Origin of the sequence: Streptomyces sp. NPDC000075 (assembly GCF_040301925.1) — a bacterium.
Lineage (GTDB): Bacteria > Actinomycetota > Actinomycetes > Streptomycetales > Streptomycetaceae > Streptomyces > Streptomyces polychromogenes.
On record NZ_JBEPFL010000051.1, the window covers coordinates 1 to 21,747 of the forward strand.

Below are 21,747 nucleotides of genomic sequence, written 5' to 3' on the forward strand. Positions count from 1 at the left end.
GGGGGGGGGGGGGGGGGGGCGGGCCCGGGGGGCCCGGCCGCCGCACACGGTGGGGGTCAGGCCCGGGCCGGCGCGGGCCCGAGGACATCGAGGACGATGGCCGCGTCCGCGTCGCCGGCGCCTGCGGCGACCACGGCGGCGAAGCTGTGCTCCGCGGCCGACAGCACCGGCGTCGCCACGCCCGAGGCCTGCGCGGCGCCCGTGCCCAGCCCCAGGTCCTTGGCCATCAGGGCCGCCTTGAAGGCCGCCGGGTGGTAGTCGCGCTCGCGCATGCGCTCGGCGCGGAAGGACAGCACCTTGGAGCTGAACCCGCTGGCGCCGATGGCGCTCAGCAGCCGGTCGCGGTCCAGGCCCGCGGCCACGCCGAAGTTCACCGCCTCGGCCAGCGCGGCGAGCTGGCCGCCGAGCAGCAGGTTGAAGACCAGCTTCGTGGTGGCCGCGTTGCCGGTCGGCCCCAGGTAGGCCACGTCGCGGCCGAGGACGCCGAGCAGGTCCGCGACGGCGTCCACGGCGGGCTTGGCACCCGCCGTGACCACGCGGAGCTCGCCCGCGCCGGCTTGCTGCGGATTGCCCAGCAGACAGGTCTCCACCCGGTGCACGCCCAGGGCGGCGAGCTCCGCCGTGACCCGGCGGGAGTGGTCGGCGGAGACGGTGGAGGTGTCCAGCAGGTACGCGTCCCGGCGCCAGGCGCCGGCGGCCTCGGCGAGGACGGCGTCGGCCGCCGCCTCGTCGCTCAGGCTCAGCAGCACCCGCCCGGCCCCGCTCACGGCCTCGGCCACCGAGGCGGCGACGGTGGCGCCGGCGTCGGCCAGGGCCCGGGCCCGGCTCGCGGTGCGGTTGTACACGGTGACCTCGTACCCGGCGGCGAGCAGCCGCGAGGCCATGCCCGCGCCCATCGCCCCGAGCCCGATCACCGTGATCTTCTTGTCGGTCATGCCGGCTCTCCCGTCAGCTCGCCGCGCCGGGCGCGGGGGCGGACAGCTGGCTGATGCAGTGCATGAGGCTGCCCGCGAAGTGCCGCTGGAAGGCCTCGGGCGTACCGGTGTCGCGGGGCGAGGCGAGGTAGGGCTTCAGCTTCTCCTCCAGGATGTGCACGCCGCGCTGCTCTGACATGTGCCGGCCCACGTCCTTGATGTCGCCCTCGTAGTGGATGACGCGCACGAGCAGCCCGTCCTTGATGAAGACGGCGGTGCCCAGGAGCCGGCCCACCTCCGCGCCCGCCTCGTCGCGCAGCACGGGGGTGTCGGCCCGCTTGAAGTGGGAGAAGATCTCGGTGATCTCGGCCTCGTGGCCGGGCTTCACGTCATAGGTGATGGCCGCGTACGGCATGGGGGTCCTTCCTTCGGTGGATGGGGAGGCGAACAGGGGGAGCGGCGGGGGAGCGCTCACATGCCGCCGTCGACGGTGAGGGTGGCGCCGCTGACGTAGCGGGCGAGGTCGCTCGCCAGGTAGAGCACGGCCCCGGCGACGTCCTCGGGGCGGCCGAGCCGGCCGAGTGCGGTCATGCCCCGGACCTGCTGAGCCAGCCGCGGCGGCACGTCGTCCCCGTCGGCGCTGATCAGGCCGGGTGCCACGGTGTTGAAGCGCAGGCCCCGCCCGGGCCCGAACTCCTTGCACAGGGAGCGGGTCAGGCCGACGACCGCGGCCTTGGCCGCGGTGTAGTGGGCGGCGCCCGCGCGGCCGCGCAGGGCGAGGGAGGCGCCGACGCTGACGACGGACGCGCCGTCGGAGAGCAGCGGCAGGCACGCCCGCGTGACCAGGAACACCGACGTCAGGTTGGTGTCCACGAGGCGCCGCCACTCGGCCTCGTCCAGCGAGGGCAGCGGCGCGTGACCGTGCGCGCCGACGTTGTTGACGAGGGCGTCGAGCCCGCCGAAGGTCTCCTCGCAGGCGCGGGCGAGATCCGCGACGGCGGCCGGGTCGGTGACGTCGGCCCGCACGAGGCGGTGGGCGGTGCCCGTCTCGCCGAGGCGGCGGGCGAGGTCGGCGGCGGCTTCGTCGTCGGCGCGGTGGGCGACGACCACGCGGGCCCCCGCCCCGGCGAGTGCCAGGGCCACCGCGCGGCCGATGCCGCGGGTGCCGCCGGTCACCAGGACGCGCTTGTCCTTGAGGCCCAGGGTCATCTGTTCTTCGTCCTTGATCGTCGGTCGTTGACGGGAGAGGGGGCAGGGGGAGAGGGGGCAGGGACAGGGGGGACGGGACAGGGGGAGGGCGACGGCTCAGTGCGCGAGGACGGCCGCGGCCGCGTTGGCCGCGAGGGCGGCGACGGCGAGGCCGGTGCGCAGCAGGTTCCAGGCGCGCCAGCGCCTGCGCGGGTCGTGCCAGTCGGCGGGCACGGGCCCCTCGGGCAGGGCCTTGACCGCCCGGTTCAGGGGCACGTTCGCCAGGTGCGAGACGCAGGAGACGCCGAGCAGCAGGGCCCCGGCGGCGCCCCACAGCACCTGCGCCGCCGCCCGTTGCCCGAGGGCGGCGAGGACGATGTCGGTCACGGCGCCGGAGAGCACCGTGAGTGGCATCGTCGGGTCGTAGTTGCGGCCGATGAGCCGGTGCACCTCGACGTAGCGGTCGGCGGGCAGCCGCAGGAAGGTGGGCACGACGCTCAGCGCGACGCAGAACAGCACCCCGGCCGTGATGCCGCCGGCCAGCAGCGCGAGGACGGTCAGGACGGCGGTCAGGACGGCGGTCATGGCGGGTCTCCGGCACGGTTCACGGGCAACGGCCGGTTCAGTAGCGGGCGCTGACGGTCAGGACGTCGAAGGGACGTCCGCGCGAGGCGTCCTGGTAGGGGCGCAGCGGGGCCGTCGTCGACCGGTGGCCGGGCCCCTGCTCCCACGCCTGGAAGGCCTCCGGGGACTCCCACTCGCTCATCACGACGAAGTTCCGCCCGTCGACGCGGGAGTGCAGGAGCTCGTTGCCGAGCAGTCCCGGGGTGCCGCGCAGGGCCTCGCTGATGCGGTGGTAGGCCGCGGACACGGCCTGCGCGCCCTCCTCCCCCTCGGGTGCGCGCGCGTGGACCAGCACCCGGACGCGGGGCGGGGTCACGCCCGCGCCGCCGCACCGGTGAAGTGGTGCACGACCCGCATCGTGGTCATGGTGCCGGCGCTGCGGAAGGGGTGCAGCCGGCCGCGGTGCTCCAGGTGTTCGGGGCTCAGCTCGTACTCCCGGAAGCGCTCCTCGTCGGTCCAGTCGCTGACGATGTGGTAGACGTCTTCCTCGTCCAGGCTCTTGGACAGCCACTGACCCAGGTTGGCGCTCTGGCCGGTGATGGTGTCCGCGCTGTCGTGCCAGACGCGCTCGAAGTCGGCGCCCTTGCCGGGGTGCACCTGCATGCGCAGCGTCACGCGGAAGACCTGCTGGTCGGACATGGTTCTTTCTCCTCGGTTCACGGGGACCCGGCCGGGATCCCTCGGGTGGGGGGGTGGGTCAGATGCCGCCGTCGACGTGGAGGGTCTCGCCGGTCATGTACGCGGAGAGGCTGCTGGCCAGGAACAGCACCGGGCCGGCGACCTCCTCGCCCTGGCCGAGGCGGCCGAGCGCGGTGAGCCGCTCGTAGCGGGCCCGGATCTCCTCGTTCAGCGGCTTGTCGGCGGTCTCGATCACGCCGGGCGCCACGACGTTGACGCGGATGCCCTGCGGGCCCAGCTCCTTGGCCAGCGAGCGCGACAGGCCGACCAGACCCGCCTTCGACGCCGTGTAGTGGGCGCGCAGCGGGATGCCGGCCTGCGCGGAGCGGGAGCCGACCAGGACGATCGAGCCACCCTCGGACAGCAGCGGCAGGGCGCGGGACACCAGCAGGTAGGCGGCGGTCAGATTGGTGTCGATCACCCGGCGCCACTCGTCGAGCGTCAGCTCGGAGAAGGGCACGTGGCTGATCGCGCCGGCGTTGCTCACCAGCACGTCGAGGCCGCCAAGACGGGTGCGGCACTCGTCGAGGAGCGTGTCGACCTGCTCCGGGGAGGAGACGTCGGCGTGCAGCACGTGGTGGTTGCCGCCGCGTCCCTCGAGCTCCTCGGCCAGGCTCCGCGCCGCCTCCCGGTCGGAGCGGCCGCAGGCCACCAGGTCGGCCCCCGCGTCGGCGAACGCCAGCGACAGGCTCCGGCCGATACCGCGGGTGCCGCCGGTGACCAGGACGCGCTTTCCGTCGAGTCGGATGCTCATTTCACTCTCTTCTCACAGCTCGAAAAAGGGGGGAGGGGATGGGGAGGGGCTACAGCAGGCTCGCCACGGCCCCGGCGTCCAGCGCCAGGGCCCCGGTCATGGCGGCGGTGCGCACCAGGTGCCAGCACCGCCACGCCGCGCGGGGATCGACCGCCGGCCAGTCGGCGGGCTCGGCCTGCGGATCCAGACCGAGCACGAACCGGTTGATCGGCACCGCCTTGGCGACCGATACGGCGATCACGCTCACGACGAGCACGGCCGCGCCCGCCAGCAGCCCCCGCGCGAGGGCGGACGGGGCCCAGACGCAGGCCACCGCACCGGCCAGCAGGGCCGTCGAGTTGATGACGGGCATGGCCGGGTCGTAGCGCGGCTGGAGGAACCGCACGGTGCTCACGTACTCGCGGTAGCTCTGCACCCGCATCAGCGGGGCGAGACCGACGGCGGTGCAGAACATGTCGCCGGCGGCCACGCCCGTGCACACCAGCAGGACGGTGATGAGCGCCGGGAACATCACACGCCCGCGAAGGCCTGCGCCCCGAGGGCGGCCTCCTCCAGCAGCCGCTTGATGCGCGCCTGCTGGTGCCGGGTGTTGCGGTTGATGCGCTCGGCCATCGCCGCGTCGCCCAGCGGGGCGGACGGCTTCATCTCGAAGTCCTGCACCCAGCGCATGCGCACGCCGTCGCCGTCCGGCAGGTACTCCCAGAACAGGTGCATGTACTTGAACGGGCCGGTCTCCACGCGGTGCGAGCGCGTGGTGCGCGTGGCCTCGTCGACCGTGCGCCGCGAGACCCAGCTCCACACCCGGCCGTCGGCGTCCGGGTGCAGGGCGAGCCGGAAGGTGACCGTGTCGCCGTCCCGCTCCAGCACGGTGGCCTCGGCGTACTCGTCGAACAGCTCGGTCCAGGAGGCGATGTCGTTGGTGCGCTCCCACACCAGCTCCAGGGGAGCCTCGATGTAGACGCTGTTGTCGGTGTGCGTGGCCATGGTCAGACCGCCGCCGGGGTGAGCGTGCCGAGGCGCTCCAGCAGCAGCCGGGGCGTGGTCAGCAGCGCCACCTCCTCCTCCAGGAGGGGCGTCCGCGCCGCGTGCTGCACGGCCGTGGTGATCTCCAGGACCGCCAGGGAGTCGTAGCCGAGCTCCTGCCATTCGAGGTCGAGGATGTCGCCGTCGAGGTCGACGCCGTCCTCCACGCCGCACTGGCGCATGATCGTCCGCAGTTCGTCGAGGTTCATGACGAGGAAGTGCCTTTCCGGTGATGGGGTGATCAGGAGGCGGCGTGCGCGCGTGTCAGCACGACCGCCGAGTTGAATCCGCCGGCCCCGCGGGCCAGGACCAGCGCGCTGCGGACGTCCGCGGCACGCGGCCCGCCCACGACGACGTCGAGCGGATGGCCGGGGGAGAGGGCGGCGGGCAGCGCGGCCGGCGGGATCACGCCGTCGCGCATCGCCAGCAGCGCGAGGGCCGTGTCCAGCGGTCCGCCGCCGGCGTTGAGCCGCCCGGTGAGCGTCTTGGGCACGGTCACCGGTACGCCCCGGGGCCCGAAGAGCGCGGTGAGCGCCGAGGCCTCGGCCGAGTCCTGGGCGGGCACGCCCGCCGCGTCCGCGAACACGACCGACACGTCGCCGGGTTCGAGCCCCGCGTCCTCCAGCGCCCCGCGCGCCGCCGCCAGCAGCCCGCCGCCGGCGGGGCCCGTCGGAGCGTCGAAGGTGGCCGCGTGGCCGGCCAGCCGGCCGTACACGCGGGCCGCGCCCCGGGCGCGGGCGGCCGCCGCGTCCTCGACGACCAGGATCGCGCCGCCCTCACCGGGTACGTAACCGCAGGCGTCGTCGTGGAAGGGCAGATAGGCGCGGGCCGGGTCGGTGGCGTGGCTGACCGTGCCCTCCGAGTCCAGGCAGGTGAGGGCGTACGGCGACAGCGGGGCCTCCATACCGCCGGTGACGACGAGGCCGGTGCCCGAGCGCAGCACGCGGCGCGCCTGGGCCAGGGCGTCCAGGCCGCCCGCCTGGTCGGCGACCAGGACCCCGCACGGGCCCTGCATACCGTGCCGGATCGAGAGCTGGCCGGTGGTCGCGGCGTAGAACCAGGCGATGGACTGGTAGACCGAGACGCGGCCCGGTCCCTCCGTCCACAGCCGGCTCAGCTCCCGCTGCCCGAACTCGTTGCCGCCGGAGGAACTCGCCGTGACGACGGCCATGTCGTACGGGTCGTACGGGCGGCGTTCGGGGTCCTCCAGCCCGGCGTCGCGCAGGGCCGCGTCGGCGGCGGCCACCGCCATCTGCGTCCAGCGGTCGGTCTGCGCCCGCAGCCGGCTGGGTACGGCGCCGCTGAAGGCCGCGTCCGGGACCTCGCCGGCGAGGCGCACCGGCCCGGTGGGCTCGAAGCGGCCGATCGGCCGGATGCCGGAGCGGGCGGCCAGGACGCTCGCCCACACCTCCTCGGTGTCCGCGCCGTTCGGGGCGAGCAGCCCGATCCCGGTGATCACGGCGTCGGTGGCGCATGCCGTCCGGGACGCGGTCGTGACGGTGGACGTCTGCGTGGTCATGCGGCGGCACTCCCCGGCTTGGACAGCACCATGGCGCTCTGGAACCCCCCGAACCCGCTGCCGACCGTCAGCACCCGCTCCAGCCGCGCCTCGCGGGCGTGCACCGGTACGTAGTCCAGGTCGCATTCGGGGTCGGCGGTGCGCAGGTTGGCGGTCGGCGGCACCACCTGGTGCTCCAGCGCGAGCAGGCAGGCGGCGATCTCCAGTGAGCCGATGGCCCCGAGCGAGTGCCCGATCATCGACTTGATGGAGCTGACGGGCACGTCGTAGGCGTGCGCGCCCAGGGCCAGCTTCAGCGCGGCGGTCTCGTGCCGGTCGTTCTGCCGGGTCCCCGAACCGTGCGCGTTGACGTAGCCGATGCCGGTGGCGTCCGCGCGGGCGCGTCCGAGCGCCACCCTGGCGGCCTCGGCCAGCTCCCGGCCGTCCGGGCGCAGACCGGTCATGTGGTAGGCGTTGCAGCGGGTGGCGAAGCCGGAGACCTCGCCGTAGACGTGCGCGCCGCGCCGCACCGCGCTGTGGTACTCCTCCAGCACGAACATGGCCGCGCCCTCGCCCAGGACGAACCCCTTGCGGTCGCGGTCGAACGGCCGGGACGCGTGCCCGGGGTCGTCGTTCTCGGGGGTGGTGGCCTTGATGCTGTCGAAGCAGGCGACGGTGATGGGGGTGATGGGCGCGTCGGTGGCCCCCGCCAGCATCACGTCGGCGGTGCCCTCCTCGATCAGCGCGGCCGCGTGCCCGACCGCGTCCAGGCCCGAGGTGCAGCCGGTGGAGACGGTCGTCACCGGGCCCTGCGCGCCGCTGCGGCGGGCCACCTGCGCGGCGAAGCCGCTGGGCACCAGGTGCGAGCGCAGCCCGGGCGTGCCGGGCGCGGAGTCCACGACCCAGTCGCGGCCCTGCCGGGAGACGCCGGTGTACGCCTCCTCCAGCGCGGTGGTCGCGCCCACGGCGCTGCCGACGCTCACCCCGAAGCGGTGCGGGCGCACGGCCCCGACGTCCAGGCCGCTGTCGGCGAGCGCCTGGGCGGCGCAGACCGCGGCGAACTGCTCCGCACGGTCCATGGTGCGCGCCTCGTCGGCCGTCAGCCCCTCGGCCCCGGCGTCGAAGTCGCACTCGGCGGCGATACGGGACCGGAAGCCGGAGGCGTCGAACAGGGAGATCGGCCGGGTGGCCGTGCGCCCCTCGGAAAGCAGCGACCAGAACGCCCCGGCCCCGATCCCGCCGGGCGCCACGACGCCCAGGCCGGTGATCACGGCCCGGCGGGCGCTCACGCCGCGCCTCCCACCTGCGGCTGCGGTGCGGCCGGGGCCGGCAGCGGCTCCGTGTCCACGTGCCCGAGCTCCGGGCTGGGGGCCAGCGGCCCGAGGTGGAAGACGGCCTCGGCCGGCTCCTCGCCGTGGTTCTCCACGCGGTGGCGCATCCCGAGGGGCACCAGCACGCCCTCACCCGCGCGCACCTCGACCGCCCGGCCGTCCAGGCGCGCGGTCACCGCGCCCCGCGTGACGTACAGGAACTCCTCGGAGTAGGGGTGGTAGTGCTCGCTGACGGACTCGCCGGGCGCGAGGGTGAGGACGCCCATGAAGCCGCTCGTCGCCCCTGCCGTCTTCGGGCCGAGGACGACGCGCACCTCGCCGCCGCGGCGGCGGTTGGGCTCCGCGTCGGCCAGGGCGACCACACGGGGGGTTGCGGACATGTCGGGTTCCTTCCTCATGAATTCGGGCGCCGACAGGACGGCGGCGCTCACTGGGCCCGCCAGCTGTAGAAACGGGTGGCCATGGCATCGGCCGGGCCCTGCCAGGACTGCGGGTCGTACGCGGTGACGAACGGTTCGAGCCGGCGGCTCACGTCCTGGAAAAGGGGGTCGGTCACCGCCTCGCCGATGCGTTCGCGCACCGGCCGGTCCGACTCGATGAGGTGGAAGTACAGCCCTTGGAAGTGGAAGAGCGAGCGCGCGGTGACACCGATTCGTCCGGGCAGTTCACCCGCGTCCGATTCGGCGAACACCTCGGAAACGGAATGCGCGTCTCGCGGATCCATCCGGGCCACGATGAGCCTGCGTTCCACCGTGATTTCCCTCCGTTGTTCAATTTCGGTCGTCCAGCGTCGATTTCATCGTCCGCGCGGGTCTTCGAGGACGGATCTAGAAACACTCCACCGGCTTTCGCTATCGGGTCCGCGCCGGTGTTCCGGCGTTAATCGAGGCCCGCCGGACATTTCCGTAGGCGGTGTTCCGCCGTATTTCCCGGGTATTCACGCGCACCGGCGGTGCGGGCCGACTACGCCGCCGACGCCGCCTGCGGCACCTGGGCCGGTGCCTGACCGGTCCGCCGCGTCCCGCCCGCGAGGCGCTCCGCCAGCCCGCGGCGGGCCAGCAGCAGGGCGACGGCCGCGGCGGCGCCGGCCAGCGCGAGGAGCAGGAAGTAGAGGGGCTGCGGCAGCACGTCCACCAGGTGCACGATCTGGCTGCCGATGCCCGCGCCGAACGCCGAGCACATCCAGTACAGGCCCATCGTGCGGCCCGCGAACGAGCTGGGCGCGATGTCCACGGAGGCGCTCAGCCCCACCGGGGCCAGGACCACCTCACCGCACGCCAGCAGGAAGAACACCGCGATCAGCCATAGCGGCGACACCAGCGCGCCGCCGCCGGCGAAGGCCGACGCCCCGCTCATCACCGCCATGGCGGCCGCCGCCAGGGCCAGCCCCAGCGCCAGCTTCCCCGGCAGCGGCACCCGGCCGCCCGACCGCGCCCACAGCCACGCGGCCACGGGGGCGACCAGCAGGATGAACAGCGGCGTCGCCGACTGGAACCAGCTCGCCGGCAGCTCGAAACCGCCCAGGTCGCGGTCGGTGGACCGCTTCGCGAACAGGCTGAGCAGCGAGCTCGCCTGGATCACGTACATCCAGAACAGGGCCGTCGCCGCCAGCACCCAGCCGAACGACGTCACCCGGGCGCGTTCCTCCGCCCCCAGGCCGGGGTCGCGGCGCAGCCCCAGGAAGCACAGGACGGGCGCGACCAGCGTCAGCAGGCCCATCGCCGCCACCACGTGCATGAGGCTGAACGCCCCGCTCGCCACGTCGGCGGCCACCAGCGCCGCGACGACCGCGACCGCCGTCGCCGCCCTGCGGCCCGCCCGGCGCGCCTCGTCCCGCGTCGCCGGCTGCCCCGGCTCACGCCCCGCGTCGCCGAAGGAGCGGCTGCCCCGGGCGAACTGGAGCACGCCCAGCGTCATCCCGGCGCCCGCGGCCCCGAAACCCAGGTGCCAGTCGACGGTCTCGCCGAGGAACCCCGTCACCAGCGGCGCGACCAGGGCGCTGAGCTGGATGCTGACGTAGAAGACCGACATGGTGGCCTCCCGCTCCGCGCTCCGCCCCGGGCCGAAGAACCGCCCCAGCAGGGCGAGCATGTTCGGCTTCAGCAGCCCCGTCCCGCACGCGATCAGCGCCAGCCCGGCATAGGTGGCCGCCGGGGCCGGCACCAGCATCGTGAAGTGGCCGAGGGCGATGACCACACCGCCGGTGAGCACGGCGCGCCGCTCGCCCAGGATCCGGTCGCCCACCCAGCCGCCGGGCATCGCCGCGATGAACACCACGCCGATGTACGCGCCGAACAGCGCCAGCGCCTGCGTCCTGGGCAGGCCGAGCCCGCCGTCCTGCGGCGCGGCCACGGCGAACAGCACGAGGATGGCGTGCATCCCGAAGAAGCTGAACCGTTCCCACATGTCCGTGAGGAACAAGGTCACGAACCACCTCGGCTGCCCCAGCACCCGCCGCGGCGTCCGCACGGCGCCGCCGTCTGCCCCACTCATCGCACTCTCTCCTGGATCCGCTCCGGTATGGCCGGGCGCCAGCCTTCCGGCGGTGCCTGGGAGCGGGTTGGAGACCGGTTGGGGGCGCGCGGCGCGGCCGCGCCGCGCGCAGACGCGTCCTGGATCCGTGCTCGAACCCCGGCTGCCAGCCTGTGCGGCGTTATCGGCGAGAAAGCCGGAAAGGGGCTTAGACCACGTGACGAGCACTCCACTGACCGCAGAACCGTCCACCCTGGACGACATCAACCGGATCGGCATCGCCTTCGCCCAGGCGAAGGTGGTCCTCAGCGCCATCGAGCTCGACCTGTTCACCGTGCTCGCCGCCGGGCCCGCGACCGAGAACGAGCTGCGCGAGCGGCTCGGCCTGCACCCGCGCGCCTCCCGGGACTTCCTGTCCGCGCTCGTGTCCTTCGGGCTGCTGCGCAAGGACGGCGACACCTACACCAACGCGCCGGGCGCCGACCGCCACCTCGACAAGGCCAAGCCGGAGTACGCCGGCGCCTTCCTCGAACGCGCCAACCGCATGATGTACCCGGCCTGGTCCGGCCTGACCGGGCTGCTGCACACCGGCGAGCCCCAGCTCGCGGGCCGCGAGGACCAGGCCGCCGCCTTCGAGCGGATGATGGCCGACCCCGGCCACCTGCGGAACTTCCTGCGGATGATGGACGCCGTCAGCGGCCCCCTCGGCCCGCACCTGGCCGCCGCCTTCGACTGGAGCGCCCACCACAGCGTCCTCGACGTCGGCGGCGCCCGCGGCAACCTGGTGGCCCAGGTCCTCGCCGCGCACCCGCACCTCACCGGCGGGGTCTTCGACCTCCCGGCCATCGCCCCCCTGTTCGACGAGCACATGGCCGGCTTCGGCCTCGGCGAGCGGGCCTCCTTCACCGGCGGCGACTTCTTCACCGACGACCTGCCCGAGGCCGACGTCGTCGTCACCGGCCACGTCCTGCACGACTGGACCCCCGCCGAACGCGCGCTCCTCGTCAAGAAGATGGCCGCCGCGGTCCGCCCCGGCGGCGCGCTCCTCATCTACGACATGCTGCTCGACGAGACCCCCGGCGACCCCTGGAACACCCTGATCAGCCTCAACATGCAGCTGATCACCAACGGCGGCTCCGAGTACACCCTCGCCGAGTGCACCGGCTGGCTCACCGACGCGGGCCTCGAACTCGCCGGGACCGTGCCGCTCGGCGACCACGACACGCTCGTGATCGCCCGCAAGCCCGCCGCCGCCGGGGAGCCGGCCGCATGACGACGGTGACCCCCTCCGCGCCCGCCGCCGGGGAAGAGATCGAGCACGTACCGGTCCTGATCGTCGGCGGCGGCCCCGTCGGCCTGTCCACGGCCCTGTTCCTCACCCGGCACGGCATCAAGCCCCTGCTGGTCGAACGCCGCGACGCCACCTCCCTGCTGCCGCGCGCCCCGGGCATCCAGGCCCGCACCCTGGAGCTGTTCCGCTCCGTCGGCCTGGAGGACGAGATCCGCGCCCTGGAGGCCGGCGACACCCGCCCGTACTTCGAGGGCGGCATCCTGCGCACCCGCACCCTCGCCGAGATCGACCGGGCGGAGGTGGTCGAGTCCCCCGCCCTCGACGGCCCCGACATCAGCCCCGTCACCATCATGGGCTGCGGCCAGGACCGGTACGAGCGGGTGCTGCTGCGCCACGCCGAGGAGGCCGGGGCCACCGCCCTCTTCCGCACCGAGCTGGTCGACTTCGAACAGGACGCCGACGGCGTCACCGCCACCCTGCGCTCCCGCGACGACGGTACGGAGCGCCGCGTGCGCGCGGACCACCTCGTCGCGGCCGACGGCGCGAGCAGCCCCGTCCGCCGCAAGCTCGGCATCGCCCAGCACGGCCGGGGCACCGTCTTCCACGCCCTGAGCATCTACTTCCGCGCCCCGCGCCTCGAAGAGGTCATGCACGACCGGAAGTTCATCCTCTGCTACGCCACCGGCGGCCCCACCGTGATGACCCTCTCGCGGCTCCACGGATGCGACCCCTGGGCGGGCGCGGCCCTCTACGACCCCGAACGGGAGTCGCCCGCCGACTTCACCGAGGAACGCTGCGTCCAGGTCGTCCGCGACGCCAGCGGCGTCCCCGACCTGGAGGTCGAGATCGTCGCCACGGTCCCGTGGGAAGGCGCCCAGCGCGTCGCCGAGACCTTCCGCGTCGGCCGCGTCTTCCTCGCGGGCGACGCCGGCCACGTGCACCCGCCCGCAGGCGGCTTCGGCGCCAACACCGGCATCCACGACGGCCACAACCTGGCCTGGAAACTGGCCGCCGTGCACCACGGCTGGGCCGGCGACGGACTGCTGGACAGCTACGACGCCGAGCGCCGCCCCTTGGGCACCGCCATGGCCGAACAGGCCATGCTGCGCAACCGCATCCGCCACGAGATCGCCGAGGAAGGCGACCGGGAGCGCATGGTCGACGACATCGTCGTGACCCTCGGCTACCGCTACACCTCCTCGGCCGTGGCCGGCCCCGCCCACGCCGCCCCGCTGCTGCCCGGCCTGGACCTCTCGGGCGCGCCCGGCACCCGCGCCCCGCACGTGTGGCTGCGCCGCGACGGCGAGCGGATCTCCGCCCTCGACCTGTTCGGCGACGCGTACACGCTGCTGACCGCCGACGCGCGTTGGCAGGAGGCGGCCGACGCCGTCGCCGCCGGGACGCCCGTCCCGCTGCGCCCCCACCGGATCGGGCCGGACGGCCCGCTCACCGAGGACGGCGCCGACTGGGCCGCCGCCTACGGGGTCTCCCGCACGGGCGCCGTCCTGGTGCGCCCCGACGGGTTCGTCGCCTGGCGGTCCGCCGCCGGCGACGAGGAGGACCCGCGTGCCACGCTCCGCGAGACGCTGGCGCGCCTGGTCGCCTGAGCGGCCGCGACGAGGAAGGGGGGCCAGGACCGTGACGGTCCTGGCCCCCCTCTCGTCATCCCCTCCCGTACGGGCTCACCCCGCGGCGCCGCACCCCGCCCGGTCGAGGACGCCGGCCAGCAGCCGCGCCGGCTCCCGCGCCGGGCCGTGGCCGCGCCAGGCCACGAAGCCGTCGGGCCGCACCAGCACCGTGCCGGCCGGCGAGATCCCGTGGGCCCCGGCCGCCCCGCCCGAAAGCCGGCGCACCGTGAGGTCGCGCCCGGGCAGCGCGGCGGCCGCACCGGCCCAGCCGGCACCGTCCGGGCCGACCAGCAGCGCGAAGCCCCGCCCGTACCAGTCGAGGGAGGAGACGGCGCCGTCGCCGGGCACGACGTGCGGCGCGCGCGTGCCGGGCTGCCCGCGCAGCTCCTCGGGAGCGAGCGCCGCCCCGCCGTCATCGCCGTCGCCGTCGCCCCCGGCCTCGCCGAGCACGGCCTGCGAGCGGTACCGGTAGCCGAACACCACCGCGTCGTACGCCACCGGATCGATCCCGGCGGGCAGCCCGATCGGCAGGGCGCCGCGCCGGTGCATCAGCAGCAGCGCCTGGCCCAGGGTGAACTCGGCCACGGGCCTCCGCTCGGCGTCGTACGTCTCCACCAGCTCGTGCCCGGCCCTGCCGCGCAGCACCGCCGCCAGCTTCCAGGCCAGGTTGTGGGCGTCCTGGATACCGGTGCCCGCCCCGAACGCCCCCGTCGGGGGCATCACGTGGGCGGCGTCCCCGGCCAGCAGGACCCGTCCCGCGCACAGCCTCTCGGCCAGGGCCGCGCCGATGCGGTAGCCGAGCACCTTCGTCCCGTCGGCGAGCTGCGGGACGAGCGCCACCGGCAGACCGGGCACACCGATCGCCTCCCGGATCACCGCCGCGCACCGCTCGTCGTCGAAGTCCTCCACCCGCTCCCCGCGCTCGGGGAACACCGGGGTGTTGAACACCCAGCGGTGCGGCACACCGTGCGGGAAGAGCACCGTGCCCTCGGCCGGGGTGCTCAGATGGCACGAGGCGATGAAACGGCCCCGCTCCGGGTCGTGGCGGCCGCGCAGCGGGCCGCTCAGATCGGCGTCGAAGACCATGCTGACGACATGGCTCAGCGTGCCGGGCCCGCGCAGGGCGACACCGGCCGCCTCGCGCACCCGGCTCGCGTGCCCGTCCGCGCCCACCACATAGGCCGCCCGCACCGTGTACGGGACGCCGTCCGCACCGCGCACCCGCGCGGTGACCCCGTCCGCGTCCTGGTCGAGGCCGAGCAGCTCGTGGCCGAAGCACACCGTCGCGCCCAGCTCCTCGGCGCGGGCGCGCAGCACCCCTTCGAGCCGGTCCTGGTCGATCATGCCCCAGGCGTCGGGGCTCACCCCCAGCCCTCCGGCCCCGGCCGGCGGCCGCTGCTCGGTCCGGCCCGTCTCCGGGCCGGCCAGGGTCTGCGCGCGCAGCATGTGCACGGACGGCAGCTGGCTCTCGTAGCCGTGCTCGCGGGAGACCGCGTCGCCGAGGCCGACCTGGCGCAGCAGCTCCGCCGTGCGCGGGTTGATGCTGCGCGCGCGGGGGTGGCGCAGCGCCGCCGGATGGCGTTCGACGACGGTGACCGCGACCCCCTGCCAGGCCAGGAACACGGCGGCCGACAGCCCCGTCGGGCCGCCGCCGACGACCAGGACCTCCGTCTCGCGCACGGCCGGCGTATCGATGCTCATACCGGCCGCCTCACGCGCGCTCGAGGAGGGCGGAGCGCAGCGCGGCCAGCGTGTCGGGCGTGACGCCGAGCCCCTGGGACAGGTAGCCCGAGAACGAGCCGTAGTCCCGCACCACCTGGTCGAAGGCGGCGTCCAGATAGGCGTCGCTCGTGTTGGGCGACAGCAGGTAGTCCTGGCGGACGACGGCGTCGGGCACGCCGAGCGCCTCCAGCAGGACGACCGACATCCAGCCGGTGCGGTGGTTGCCGCCGGTGCAGTGGAACATCAGCGGCCGCTGCGCGCCGTCGGCCGCACGCCGCAGACCGTCGGCGAACCGCGCCCGCAGATTGGGGTTGGTGACGAACAGCCGGTAGTTGTCGGCGACCGGGTCGCCCGACGGCGGGAAGGACGGCGGTACGGCCTGGTCCGGGTCGCCGACCGGGTCGGAGACGTGCGCGGTCTGCGGCGGCAGCGGGTCCAGCCCCTCGCGGCCGGCCTCGGCCGTGCTGCGCAGGTCCACGACCTCGGTGAGGCCGAGGGCGGCCAGCTGCTCCTTGCCCGTCTCGGTCGCGGGCGTCAGCCGCGCCGAGCGGAAGACGGTGCCCCACTTGGTCCGGAGCCCGTCACCCGCCGGGTAGCCGCCCAGGTCACGGGAGTTGGTGACGCCGTCCAGCGCCACGGCCCGTACCGCCGTCGTCGTCCCGGCGCCGCCGGCCGGCAGGACGGCGAAGTACCAGCGGGCCAGCGGGTCGAGCCCGCCCACCGACACGGAGCCGTCGGACGTCACGGTGACCAGCCGGCGGCCCGAGGGCCGCAGCCGGGGGTCGGTGGAGGCGTACACCCGGACGGGACGGCCCGGGAGGGAGGACGTCCAGGTCAGCCGGTAGGTGCCGTCGGCGTCCCGGACGGCCTGCACGTCGGCGACCGTCGCGCGGACCTGCGCGGCCTGGGCGGCGGCGTACGGGGCGGGGGCCGCCGAGGCCGGGGCGGCCAGGGCGAGCGGGGCCGCCAGCGCGGCGAGCGCGGCGCCGGAGGCGAGGGCGCGCCGGACGAACGGCGCGGTGCGGTTTCTCATCAGAGGACTGTTTGCCTTTCCGGGCAGGTCAGAGGGAAGCCCGCCGCAGGCGCACGGCCGTACGGCTGCGATGGCACGGCGGCGGCGGGGGCGGGCGCACAGCGCCCGGGCCAGCGTCGGAGCCCCCCTTCAAGGACCGTTCCACACCCGTTCGAGCCGCGGCCGCGATCCACCCCCCACACGCCCTCGAAGCGCACCGGCCACCATCGGCCGGAACCTCGTCCTCGAATGCCGGGAGCCTCGGTATGCACATCGGTGTCGGTCTGCCCGCGATGATCCCCGGGACCAGTCCGGAGCAACTCCTCGGCTGGGCCGTCCAGGCCGAGGAGTCGGGCTACGCCAGCCTCTCCGTCCTCGACCGGATCGTCTACGAGAACTACGAGCCCCTCGTCACGCTCGCCGCCGCGGCGGCCGTGACCCGCCGCATCGGGCTGGCCACCACCGTCCTGCTCGCCGCCACGCGCGGCACGGGCGCCGTCCTCGCCAAACAGGCCGCCTCCGTGCACCGCATCTCCGGCGGCCGCCTCACCCTCGGCGTCGCCGTCGGCGGACGCGAGGACGACTACACGGCGACCGGCACCCCCTACCGCACCCGCGGCCGCGACCTGGACACCCTCATCGGCTGCCTGCGCGACATCTGGGACGGCGGCGCCGCCCCCGGCGCCGGCCCCATCGGACCCTCGCTGCCCGGCGGCGGTCCCTCGCTGCTGATCGGCGGGCACTCCGACGCGGCCATGCGCCGCGCCGCCCGCCACGCCAGGGGCTGGATCTCCGGAAGCGGCTCCGCCGAACCCTTCGCCGCCCGCCTCGCCCGCCTGGACCGCGCCTGGGAGGACGCCGGACGCATCCGGCGCCCCCGCGTGGTCGCCCTCGCCTACTTCGCCCTCGGCGACCACGCCGAAGCCCGCGCCGAGCACTACCTCGGCGGCTGCTACGGCACGGGCCCCTACGCCCGCCGGGTCATGAGCGAAGCCCTCACCACCCCCGGGGCCGTGGCGGCGGCCGCCGACGAGTACGCCGGGGCGGGCTGCGACGAACTGGTCCTGCTGCCCTGCGACCCCGACCCGCACCAGCTCACCCTGCTGACCCGGGTGCTCGGAGACCGGCTGGGGGCCGCGTGAGCGCGCGCACCGCCCTGGTCACGGGCGCCAACCGGGGCCTCGGCCTCGCCGTCAGCCGCCACCTGCTGGCCGCCGGCCACACCGTGGTCACCGCCGCCCGCACGCACGCCGCCGCCGAGGAGACCGCCCGCCTCCTCGGCCCCGGCGCCCGCGCGGCGGTCCTCGACGTCACCGACGAGGACTCCGTACGCGCGGCCCGCCGGCACATCGGCCCCGTCGACGTCCTCGTCAACAACGCGGGCGTCCTCCTCGACGACGGCACCCCGCCCGACCGCGTCCCCGTGGACCGCCTCGCCGACACCCTCGCCGTCAATACGCTCGGGGCCCTGCGCGTCACCCAGGCCTTCCTGCCCGCCATGCTCGAACGCGGCTGGGGCCGCGTCGTCATGCTCTCCAGCGGCACCGGCGCCTTCAGCCACGGCCTGAACGCCGCCACCCCCGCCTACTCCGTCTCCAAGGCCGCCCTCAACGCGGTGACCGTCCTGCTCGCCACCGCCACCCGCGACCGCGGCGTCCTCGTCAACGCCGTCAACCCCGGCCGCGTCCGCACCCGCATGATGCCCGGCGCCACCACCACCCCCGACGAGGCCGCAGCCGACATCGCCTGGGCCGCCACCCTCCCCGACTCCGGCCCCACCGGGGCCTTCCTGCGCGCCCGGCGACCCGTCGACTGGTGAGCGGTCCTGCCACGGACGAGGGCCACAACGGCCCCCCAACGGATCCGGATCGCGGCGCCGCACGATGGGCCGGCACCGGGCCCGTCACCGGCCCACCCCCCGATCCAGGAGCGCCCCATGGCCGCAACCGGTACCGACCGGACCTTCCCCTTCCCCGTCACCACGCCCGGCGAGGCACTGGACGCCTACTCCCGGCTGCGCGCCGACGAACCCGTCGCACGCGTCCGGCTGCCCGGCGGCCACACCGCCTGGCTGCTCACCCGCTACGAGGACGTCCGCACCGCCCTGACCGACCGGCGCTTCAGCAAGCAGGCCGCCACCGCCCCCGACGCACCCCGCCTGCTGCCCATCCACCGCGGCTCCAGCTCGCTGGTGACGATGGACCCGCCCGACCACACCCGGCTGCGCCGCCTGGTCTCCGGCGAGTTCACCCAGCGCCACATGAACACCCTGCGCCCCCGCGTCCGCCAGATCGCCGACGAACTCGTCGGCGCCATGCTGGCCACCGACGGGCGCGAGGCCGACGTCCTGACCGCGCTCGCCCTGCCCCTGCCCATCCGGGTCATCTGCGAACAGCTCGGCATCCCCGCACACGAGCAGGACCTCTTCCGGCAGTGGAGCGACGGCATCCTCACCGTCGCCGGCGGCAAGCCCGCCGACGCCGCGGCCGCCGCGGCCGCCCAGGAATCGGCCCGCAACCTCATGGGCTACCTGGGTGGCCTCATCGCGGCCAAGCGCACGGCCCCCGGCGACGACCTCCTCACCCGCCTCGTGCGCGCCCAGGAGGACGAGGACGCCCTCAGCACCGAAGAGCTGCTGACCTTCGCGATGACCCTGCTGGTCGCCGGCTACCACACCACCACCGCGGCCGTCTCCCACCTGCTCCTGCACCTCCTCGACGAGCCCGGGCACTACGCGGCGCTCCTCGCCGACCCGCAGCGGATCCCCGCCGCCGTCGAGGAGGCCCTGCGTTACAGCCAGGTCGCCTCCGGCTTCGGCTCCCTGCGCATCGCCACGAGCGACGTCGACTTCGGCGAGGTGACCGTACGCGCCGGGGAAGCCGTCATCCCGCTGATGAACGCGGCCAACCGCGACGCCTCCGTCTTCCCCGACCCGGACCGCATGCGGCTCGACCGGGAGCACAACCAGCACCTGGCCTTCGGCGCGGGCATCCACTTCTGCCTCGGCGCCCCCCTCGCCCGCATCGAACTCCAGGTCCTGCTGGAGGCCCTGGTCGCGCGCGGCGCCGAACTGCGCCTCGCGCACCCGGCGAAGGAGCTCACCTGGCACCTGGCCACCGCCTTCCCCCGGCCCGAGCGCCTGGACGTGCGCTGGTGAGCGGCGAGGGACTGCGCATCGGCGTCCTCGGCTGCGCCGACATCGCCGCACGCCGCACCATCCCGGCCGTCCGCGCCGCCGGACTGCGCCTGGCCGCGGTGGCCAGCCGCACCGGCGAGAAGGCACGCGCCTTCGGCGACCGGTTCGCCGTGGAGGCCGTGACCGGCTACGAACGGCTGCTGGAACGCGAGGACGTCGACGCCGTCTACATCCCGCTGCCCATCGCCCTGCACGAGCGGTGGGCCACGGCGGCCCTGGAGGCCGGCAAGCACGTCCTCGTGGAGAAGGCGGCGACGGCGACCGCGGCGGCCGCCCGCCGCCTGACCGCCCTCGCCGCCGACCGCGGCCTGCTGCTGATGGAGAACTTCACCTTCCTGCGGCACGCCCAGCACGCCGAGGTCCGCAGGCTCGTCGCCGAAGGCGCGATCGGCCGCCCCCGCCTGTTCACCGGCGAGTTCGGCTTCCCCCTCGCCGACCGCTCCACCATCCGCCACCATCCCGAACTCGGCGGCGGATCCCTGCTCGACGCGGGCTGCTACCCCGTCAGGGCCGCGCAGCTCTTCCTCGGCGACACCGTCTCCGTACTGGGCTCCACGCTGGGCATGGACGCCGACGCCGGCGTCGACATCGCGGGCACCGCCCTGCTGGCCGACGCCGACGGCCTGGCCGCCCAGTGCTCGTTCGGCTTCGCCCACGCCTACCGCAACACCTACGCCCTGTGGGGCGAGTCCGGCCGCATCTCCCTGAGCTGGGCCTTCACCCCGCCCGCGAGCACCCGTCCCGTGCTGCGGATCGAACGCCAGGACCACGTCGAGGAGCGCACCCTCGGGGCCGACGACCAGTGGGCCAACACCCTGCGGCACTTCGCCGGCCTGACGGCGCGCCCCGCCGGGCACGCCCGTGAGCACGAGCGGATCGTCCGCCAGGCCGCCCTGCTGGAAGCCGTCGCCGGCCGGGCGCACACCACCGGGTGACCCGGCCCGTACGACGCGAGGAGGGGCGGTCCGACCGGACCGCCCCTCCTTTGCCGCACCGTGCTACGGCTTGACCACGAACGACGTGAAGTACCGGTGCACGTCGAGCTCCAGCACCTCGCCGAAGACCTCGCGCAGGATCGACGCGCCCTCCCAGCTGTTGATCAGCTGGGTGCGGTAGGCGCCGGTGCGCAGCCGGCCGTTGGAGAGGCGGATGGCGGCGGCGGTGCCGAAGAACCCGGCGGTGCGTCCGAGGTGGTTGAGCGTGCCGTAGCGCTGGCGCTCGAAGGCGTGGAAGTTGTCACCCGTCCACAGGTTGCCGACCAGCACACCGCCCGGGGCGACGAAGGTCTTCATCCGCTCCAGCACCTGGCGCACGTCGCCGAGGTGGTGGATGGCGTCCACGCACATCACCAGGTCCGCCGTCCCGACCTTGTTCTCGGCCCAGAAGTCGCCGTAGACCAGGTCGAGGCCCTCGTGGGTGACGCGCCCCCGGACGATCTCCAGGCCCTGCGCGGAGATGTCCAGTGCCGTGATGGCCTTCGCCGGGGTGTTCTCGGCGGCCAGCTTGGTGAAGTCCCCCGTGCCGCAGGCGAACTCCAGGACCCGCTCGGTCTCGGCGCCGTACTTCTTCAGGTAGCCGGCGATCGTGTCCTTCTGGGCCAGGAAGTGGTCACGCAGCAGCGGGTGCTGTTCGGCGGCCTCGCGGTCCCAGAAGCGGGCGGCCCAGTAGCGGCGGCCGTCCGGGGGCGTGTCCTTGAGCAGCGACTTACCGGACCTGGCGAGCATCTCGGCGAGCATGTTCGTCCTCGTTCTGCGAAGTGGGGTGGGCTCTTGGGCACATCCTGAGGACGGTGACTCGAAGATCCTTTGGGATTCGTTGAGTGCGGCTCCAGCGGGGCCGGGTAAACGGCGCTTCGCCGCCCTGCGGGGGTCAGGGCGGCGAAGCCGTATCGGGGGGAGGGGGAGAGGGGGAGAGAAAAGGGGGGAGGGGAGGGGGGAGGGGGTCAGCCGAAGGTGAGGGCCACGCCGGCGCCCTGGGTGCCGGGCCGGGAGGCGTCGGTGGCGCCGATGGCGCAGTGGCCCGCCGAGCAGTCGACGTCCGCCGTGGCGCCGCCGCCGGTCAGGTCGCTGCCCTTGAACCGCGCGCGCACCGTGAAGGTGGCCTTGATGTCGCCCCGGGCGTCGGCCGTCGTGGCGACCAGGCCCGGCTTGTCGCAGGCCGTGCCCTGCGGCTTGTCCGCGTCGCACTCCAGCAGCACGATCGTCGAACCGGGCGTGTAACCGCTGCCGGTGACCGTCACCTTGGCGCCGTCGGCGGCAGCCGCCCCCGGGCCCAGGGACAGGGAGGGCGCGGCGAAGGCGGACGTGCTCAGCGCCAGGGTCGCGGCGAGCCCGGCACCGGCGAGCGCGAGCCCCTTTCCTGCCGTGCGGGCCGTCTGCGGGTACTTCATGTGGGGGACTCCTCGTCCTGCCGAAGG

The 21,747-nt window shown here is 74.8% G+C and carries 25 protein-coding genes; 6 read left to right on the forward strand and 19 right to left on the reverse strand.

The genetic code is table 11. The features are described 5' to 3' along the window. Positions 1–56: 56 nt before the first annotated feature. From ABT403_RS36180 to ABT403_RS36250, 15 genes are all read right to left on the reverse strand, one after another. Positions 57–935, reverse strand: a complete 879-nt coding sequence (locus ABT403_RS36180; protein ID WP_344161057.1) for an NAD(P)-dependent oxidoreductase — start codon at positions 933–935, stop codon at positions 57–59. Positions 936–948: 13 nt separating this feature from the next. Beyond that, entirely contained in the window at positions 949–1,329 is a 381-nt protein-coding gene (locus tag ABT403_RS36185) for a SchA/CurD-like domain-containing protein (protein WP_344161054.1), read from the reverse strand. Positions 1,330–1,385: 56 nt separating this feature from the next. After that, positions 1,386–2,123 (reverse strand): SDR family NAD(P)-dependent oxidoreductase, encoded by a 738-nt coding sequence (locus tag ABT403_RS36190; RefSeq protein ID WP_344161051.1) that lies wholly within the window; start codon positions 2,121–2,123, stop codon positions 1,386–1,388. A gap of 96 nt (positions 2,124–2,219) precedes the next feature. Further along, positions 2,220–2,687: an anthrone oxygenase family protein gene (locus ABT403_RS36195; RefSeq protein ID WP_344161048.1), complete on the reverse strand. Its 468-nt coding sequence runs from the start codon at positions 2,685–2,687 to the stop codon at positions 2,220–2,222. A gap of 37 nt (positions 2,688–2,724) precedes the next feature. Beyond that, positions 2,725–3,042 (reverse strand): antibiotic biosynthesis monooxygenase family protein, encoded by a 318-nt coding sequence (locus tag ABT403_RS36200; protein ID WP_344161045.1) that lies wholly within the window; start codon positions 3,040–3,042, stop codon positions 2,725–2,727. Continuing rightward, complete coding sequence (locus tag ABT403_RS36205; RefSeq protein WP_344161042.1) at positions 3,039–3,365, reverse strand: antibiotic biosynthesis monooxygenase family protein; 327 nt, start codon at positions 3,363–3,365, stop codon at positions 3,039–3,041. Before ABT403_RS36205 ends, ABT403_RS36200 begins: the two co-directional genes overlap by 4 nt. A 58-nt stretch (positions 3,366–3,423) precedes the next feature. Then, the gene (locus ABT403_RS36210) at positions 3,424–4,158 is read right to left on the reverse strand and encodes an SDR family NAD(P)-dependent oxidoreductase (protein ID WP_344161039.1); all 735 of its coding nucleotides are present in this window, start codon (positions 4,156–4,158) and stop codon (positions 3,424–3,426) included. A 49-nt stretch (positions 4,159–4,207) separates the two neighbouring features. Further along, a complete protein-coding gene (locus ABT403_RS36215) occupies positions 4,208–4,669 on the reverse strand; it encodes an anthrone oxygenase family protein (RefSeq protein ID WP_344161036.1) in 462 nt (153 codons plus the stop codon). Beyond that, positions 4,669–5,142: an SRPBCC family protein gene (locus ABT403_RS36220; protein WP_344161033.1), complete on the reverse strand. Its 474-nt coding sequence runs from the start codon at positions 5,140–5,142 to the stop codon at positions 4,669–4,671. The genes ABT403_RS36215 and ABT403_RS36220 overlap by 1 nt, the downstream gene beginning before the upstream one ends. 2 nt (positions 5,143–5,144) lie before the next feature. Next, entirely contained in the window at positions 5,145–5,390 is a 246-nt protein-coding gene (locus tag ABT403_RS36225; protein ID WP_344161030.1) for an actinorhodin polyketide synthase, read from the reverse strand. Positions 5,391–5,422: 32 nt separating this feature from the next. Continuing rightward, positions 5,423–6,700: a beta-ketoacyl synthase N-terminal-like domain-containing protein gene (locus tag ABT403_RS36230; RefSeq protein WP_344161027.1), complete on the reverse strand. Its 1,278-nt coding sequence runs from the start codon at positions 6,698–6,700 to the stop codon at positions 5,423–5,425. Continuing rightward, positions 6,697–7,968, reverse strand: coding sequence for a beta-ketoacyl-[acyl-carrier-protein] synthase family protein (locus tag ABT403_RS36235; protein ID WP_344161024.1), 1,272 nt, complete (start codon positions 7,966–7,968; stop codon positions 6,697–6,699). Before ABT403_RS36235 ends, ABT403_RS36230 begins: the two co-directional genes overlap by 4 nt. Then, positions 7,965–8,390 carry a cupin domain-containing protein gene (locus tag ABT403_RS36240; protein WP_344161021.1) on the reverse strand — a complete coding sequence of 142 codons (426 nt, stop codon included), beginning with the start codon at positions 8,388–8,390 and terminating at the stop codon, positions 7,965–7,967. The genes ABT403_RS36235 and ABT403_RS36240 overlap by 4 nt, the downstream gene beginning before the upstream one ends. A gap of 47 nt (positions 8,391–8,437) precedes the next feature. Beyond that, positions 8,438–8,761: a TcmI family type II polyketide cyclase gene (locus ABT403_RS36245; RefSeq protein ID WP_344161018.1), complete on the reverse strand. Its 324-nt coding sequence runs from the start codon at positions 8,759–8,761 to the stop codon at positions 8,438–8,440. A gap of 212 nt (positions 8,762–8,973) precedes the next feature. Beyond that, positions 8,974–10,503 (reverse strand): peptide MFS transporter, encoded by a 1,530-nt coding sequence (locus ABT403_RS36250; protein WP_344161015.1) that lies wholly within the window; start codon positions 10,501–10,503, stop codon positions 8,974–8,976. Between the two features lie 196 nt (positions 10,504–10,699). Here ABT403_RS36250 and ABT403_RS36255 point away from each other — a divergent pair, with 196 nt between their 5' ends. Both ABT403_RS36255 and ABT403_RS36260 read left to right on the forward strand, forming a co-directional pair. Beyond that, complete coding sequence (locus tag ABT403_RS36255) at positions 10,700–11,755, forward strand: methyltransferase (RefSeq protein ID WP_344161012.1); 1,056 nt, start codon at positions 10,700–10,702, stop codon at positions 11,753–11,755. Then, positions 11,752–13,380 (forward strand): FAD-dependent monooxygenase, encoded by a 1,629-nt coding sequence (locus tag ABT403_RS36260; protein ID WP_344161009.1) that lies wholly within the window; start codon positions 11,752–11,754, stop codon positions 13,378–13,380. Before ABT403_RS36255 ends, ABT403_RS36260 begins: the two co-directional genes overlap by 4 nt. Positions 13,381–13,455: 75 nt before the next feature. On the opposite strand, the gene ABT403_RS36265 is transcribed toward ABT403_RS36260, so the two are convergent. After that, a complete protein-coding gene (locus tag ABT403_RS36265) occupies positions 13,456–15,102 on the reverse strand; it encodes an FAD-dependent monooxygenase (RefSeq protein WP_344161006.1) in 1,647 nt (548 codons plus the stop codon). 10 nt (positions 15,103–15,112) lie between these two features. Next, positions 15,113–16,156 carry a tyrosine-protein phosphatase gene (locus ABT403_RS36270; protein WP_344161003.1) on the reverse strand — a complete coding sequence of 348 codons (1,044 nt, stop codon included), beginning with the start codon at positions 16,154–16,156 and terminating at the stop codon, positions 15,113–15,115. 245 nt (positions 16,157–16,401) lie between these two features. On the opposite strand from ABT403_RS36270, the gene ABT403_RS36275 reads away from it, so the two are divergent. The 4 genes from ABT403_RS36275 to ABT403_RS36290 all read left to right on the forward strand — a co-directional run bounded on the left by ABT403_RS36275 (position 16,402) and on the right by ABT403_RS36290 (position 20,266). Beyond that, positions 16,402–17,277 (forward strand): LLM class flavin-dependent oxidoreductase, encoded by an 876-nt coding sequence (locus ABT403_RS36275; protein ID WP_344161000.1) that lies wholly within the window; start codon positions 16,402–16,404, stop codon positions 17,275–17,277. After that, a complete protein-coding gene (locus ABT403_RS36280) occupies positions 17,274–17,954 on the forward strand; it encodes an SDR family NAD(P)-dependent oxidoreductase (RefSeq protein WP_344160997.1) in 681 nt (226 codons plus the stop codon). The genes ABT403_RS36275 and ABT403_RS36280 overlap by 4 nt, the downstream gene beginning before the upstream one ends. 117 nt (positions 17,955–18,071) lie before the next feature. Continuing rightward, positions 18,072–19,292 carry a cytochrome P450 gene (locus ABT403_RS36285; protein WP_344160994.1) on the forward strand — a complete coding sequence of 407 codons (1,221 nt, stop codon included), beginning with the start codon at positions 18,072–18,074 and terminating at the stop codon, positions 19,290–19,292. Then, positions 19,289–20,266 (forward strand): Gfo/Idh/MocA family protein, encoded by a 978-nt coding sequence (locus tag ABT403_RS36290; RefSeq protein ID WP_344160991.1) that lies wholly within the window; start codon positions 19,289–19,291, stop codon positions 20,264–20,266. The genes ABT403_RS36285 and ABT403_RS36290 overlap by 4 nt, the downstream gene beginning before the upstream one ends. Positions 20,267–20,329: 63 nt before the next feature. On the opposite strand, the gene ABT403_RS36295 is transcribed toward ABT403_RS36290, so the two are convergent. Next, a complete protein-coding gene (locus ABT403_RS36295; protein WP_344160988.1) occupies positions 20,330–21,067 on the reverse strand; it encodes a class I SAM-dependent methyltransferase in 738 nt (245 codons plus the stop codon). A 206-nt stretch (positions 21,068–21,273) separates the two neighbouring features. After that, complete coding sequence (locus ABT403_RS36300; protein WP_344160985.1) at positions 21,274–21,720, reverse strand: enediyne antibiotic chromoprotein; 447 nt, start codon at positions 21,718–21,720, stop codon at positions 21,274–21,276. Positions 21,721–21,747 lie beyond the last annotated feature (27 nt).

Coding starts and splice junctions, on each gene's coding strand:
- ABT403_RS36275 (WP_344161000.1), top strand. CDS start 16,402: ATGCACATCGGTGTCGGTCTGCCCGCGATGATCCCCGGGACCAGTCCG.
- ABT403_RS36195 (WP_344161048.1), bottom strand. CDS start 2,687: ATGACCGCCGTCCTGACCGCCGTCCTGACCGTCCTCGCGCTGCTGGCC.
- ABT403_RS36225 (WP_344161030.1), bottom strand. CDS start 5,390: ATGAACCTCGACGAACTGCGGACGATCATGCGCCAGTGCGGCGTGGAG.
- ABT403_RS36180 (WP_344161057.1), bottom strand. CDS start 935: ATGACCGACAAGAAGATCACGGTGATCGGGCTCGGGGCGATGGGCGCG.
- ABT403_RS36250 (WP_344161015.1), bottom strand. CDS start 10,503: ATGAGTGGGGCAGACGGCGGCGCCGTGCGGACGCCGCGGCGGGTGCTG.
- ABT403_RS36215 (WP_344161036.1), bottom strand. CDS start 4,669: ATGTTCCCGGCGCTCATCACCGTCCTGCTGGTGTGCACGGGCGTGGCC.
- ABT403_RS36295 (WP_344160988.1), bottom strand. CDS start 21,067: ATGCTCGCCGAGATGCTCGCCAGGTCCGGTAAGTCGCTGCTCAAGGAC.
- ABT403_RS36190 (WP_344161051.1), bottom strand. CDS start 2,123: ATGACCCTGGGCCTCAAGGACAAGCGCGTCCTGGTGACCGGCGGCACC.
- ABT403_RS36220 (WP_344161033.1), bottom strand. CDS start 5,142: ATGGCCACGCACACCGACAACAGCGTCTACATCGAGGCTCCCCTGGAG.
- ABT403_RS36285 (WP_344160994.1), top strand. CDS start 18,072: ATGGCCGCAACCGGTACCGACCGGACCTTCCCCTTCCCCGTCACCACG.
- ABT403_RS36270 (WP_344161003.1), bottom strand. CDS start 16,156: ATGAGAAACCGCACCGCGCCGTTCGTCCGGCGCGCCCTCGCCTCCGGC.
- ABT403_RS36210 (WP_344161039.1), bottom strand. CDS start 4,158: ATGAGCATCCGACTCGACGGAAAGCGCGTCCTGGTCACCGGCGGCACC.
- ABT403_RS36205 (WP_344161042.1), bottom strand. CDS start 3,365: ATGTCCGACCAGCAGGTCTTCCGCGTGACGCTGCGCATGCAGGTGCAC.
- ABT403_RS36300 (WP_344160985.1), bottom strand. CDS start 21,720: ATGAAGTACCCGCAGACGGCCCGCACGGCAGGAAAGGGGCTCGCGCTC.
- ABT403_RS36265 (WP_344161006.1), bottom strand. CDS start 15,102: ATGAGCATCGATACGCCGGCCGTGCGCGAGACGGAGGTCCTGGTCGTC.
- ABT403_RS36230 (WP_344161027.1), bottom strand. CDS start 6,700: ATGACCACGCAGACGTCCACCGTCACGACCGCGTCCCGGACGGCATGC.
- ABT403_RS36240 (WP_344161021.1), bottom strand. CDS start 8,390: ATGTCCGCAACCCCCCGTGTGGTCGCCCTGGCCGACGCGGAGCCCAAC.
- ABT403_RS36185 (WP_344161054.1), bottom strand. CDS start 1,329: ATGCCGTACGCGGCCATCACCTATGACGTGAAGCCCGGCCACGAGGCC.
- ABT403_RS36260 (WP_344161009.1), top strand. CDS start 11,752: ATGACGACGGTGACCCCCTCCGCGCCCGCCGCCGGGGAAGAGATCGAG.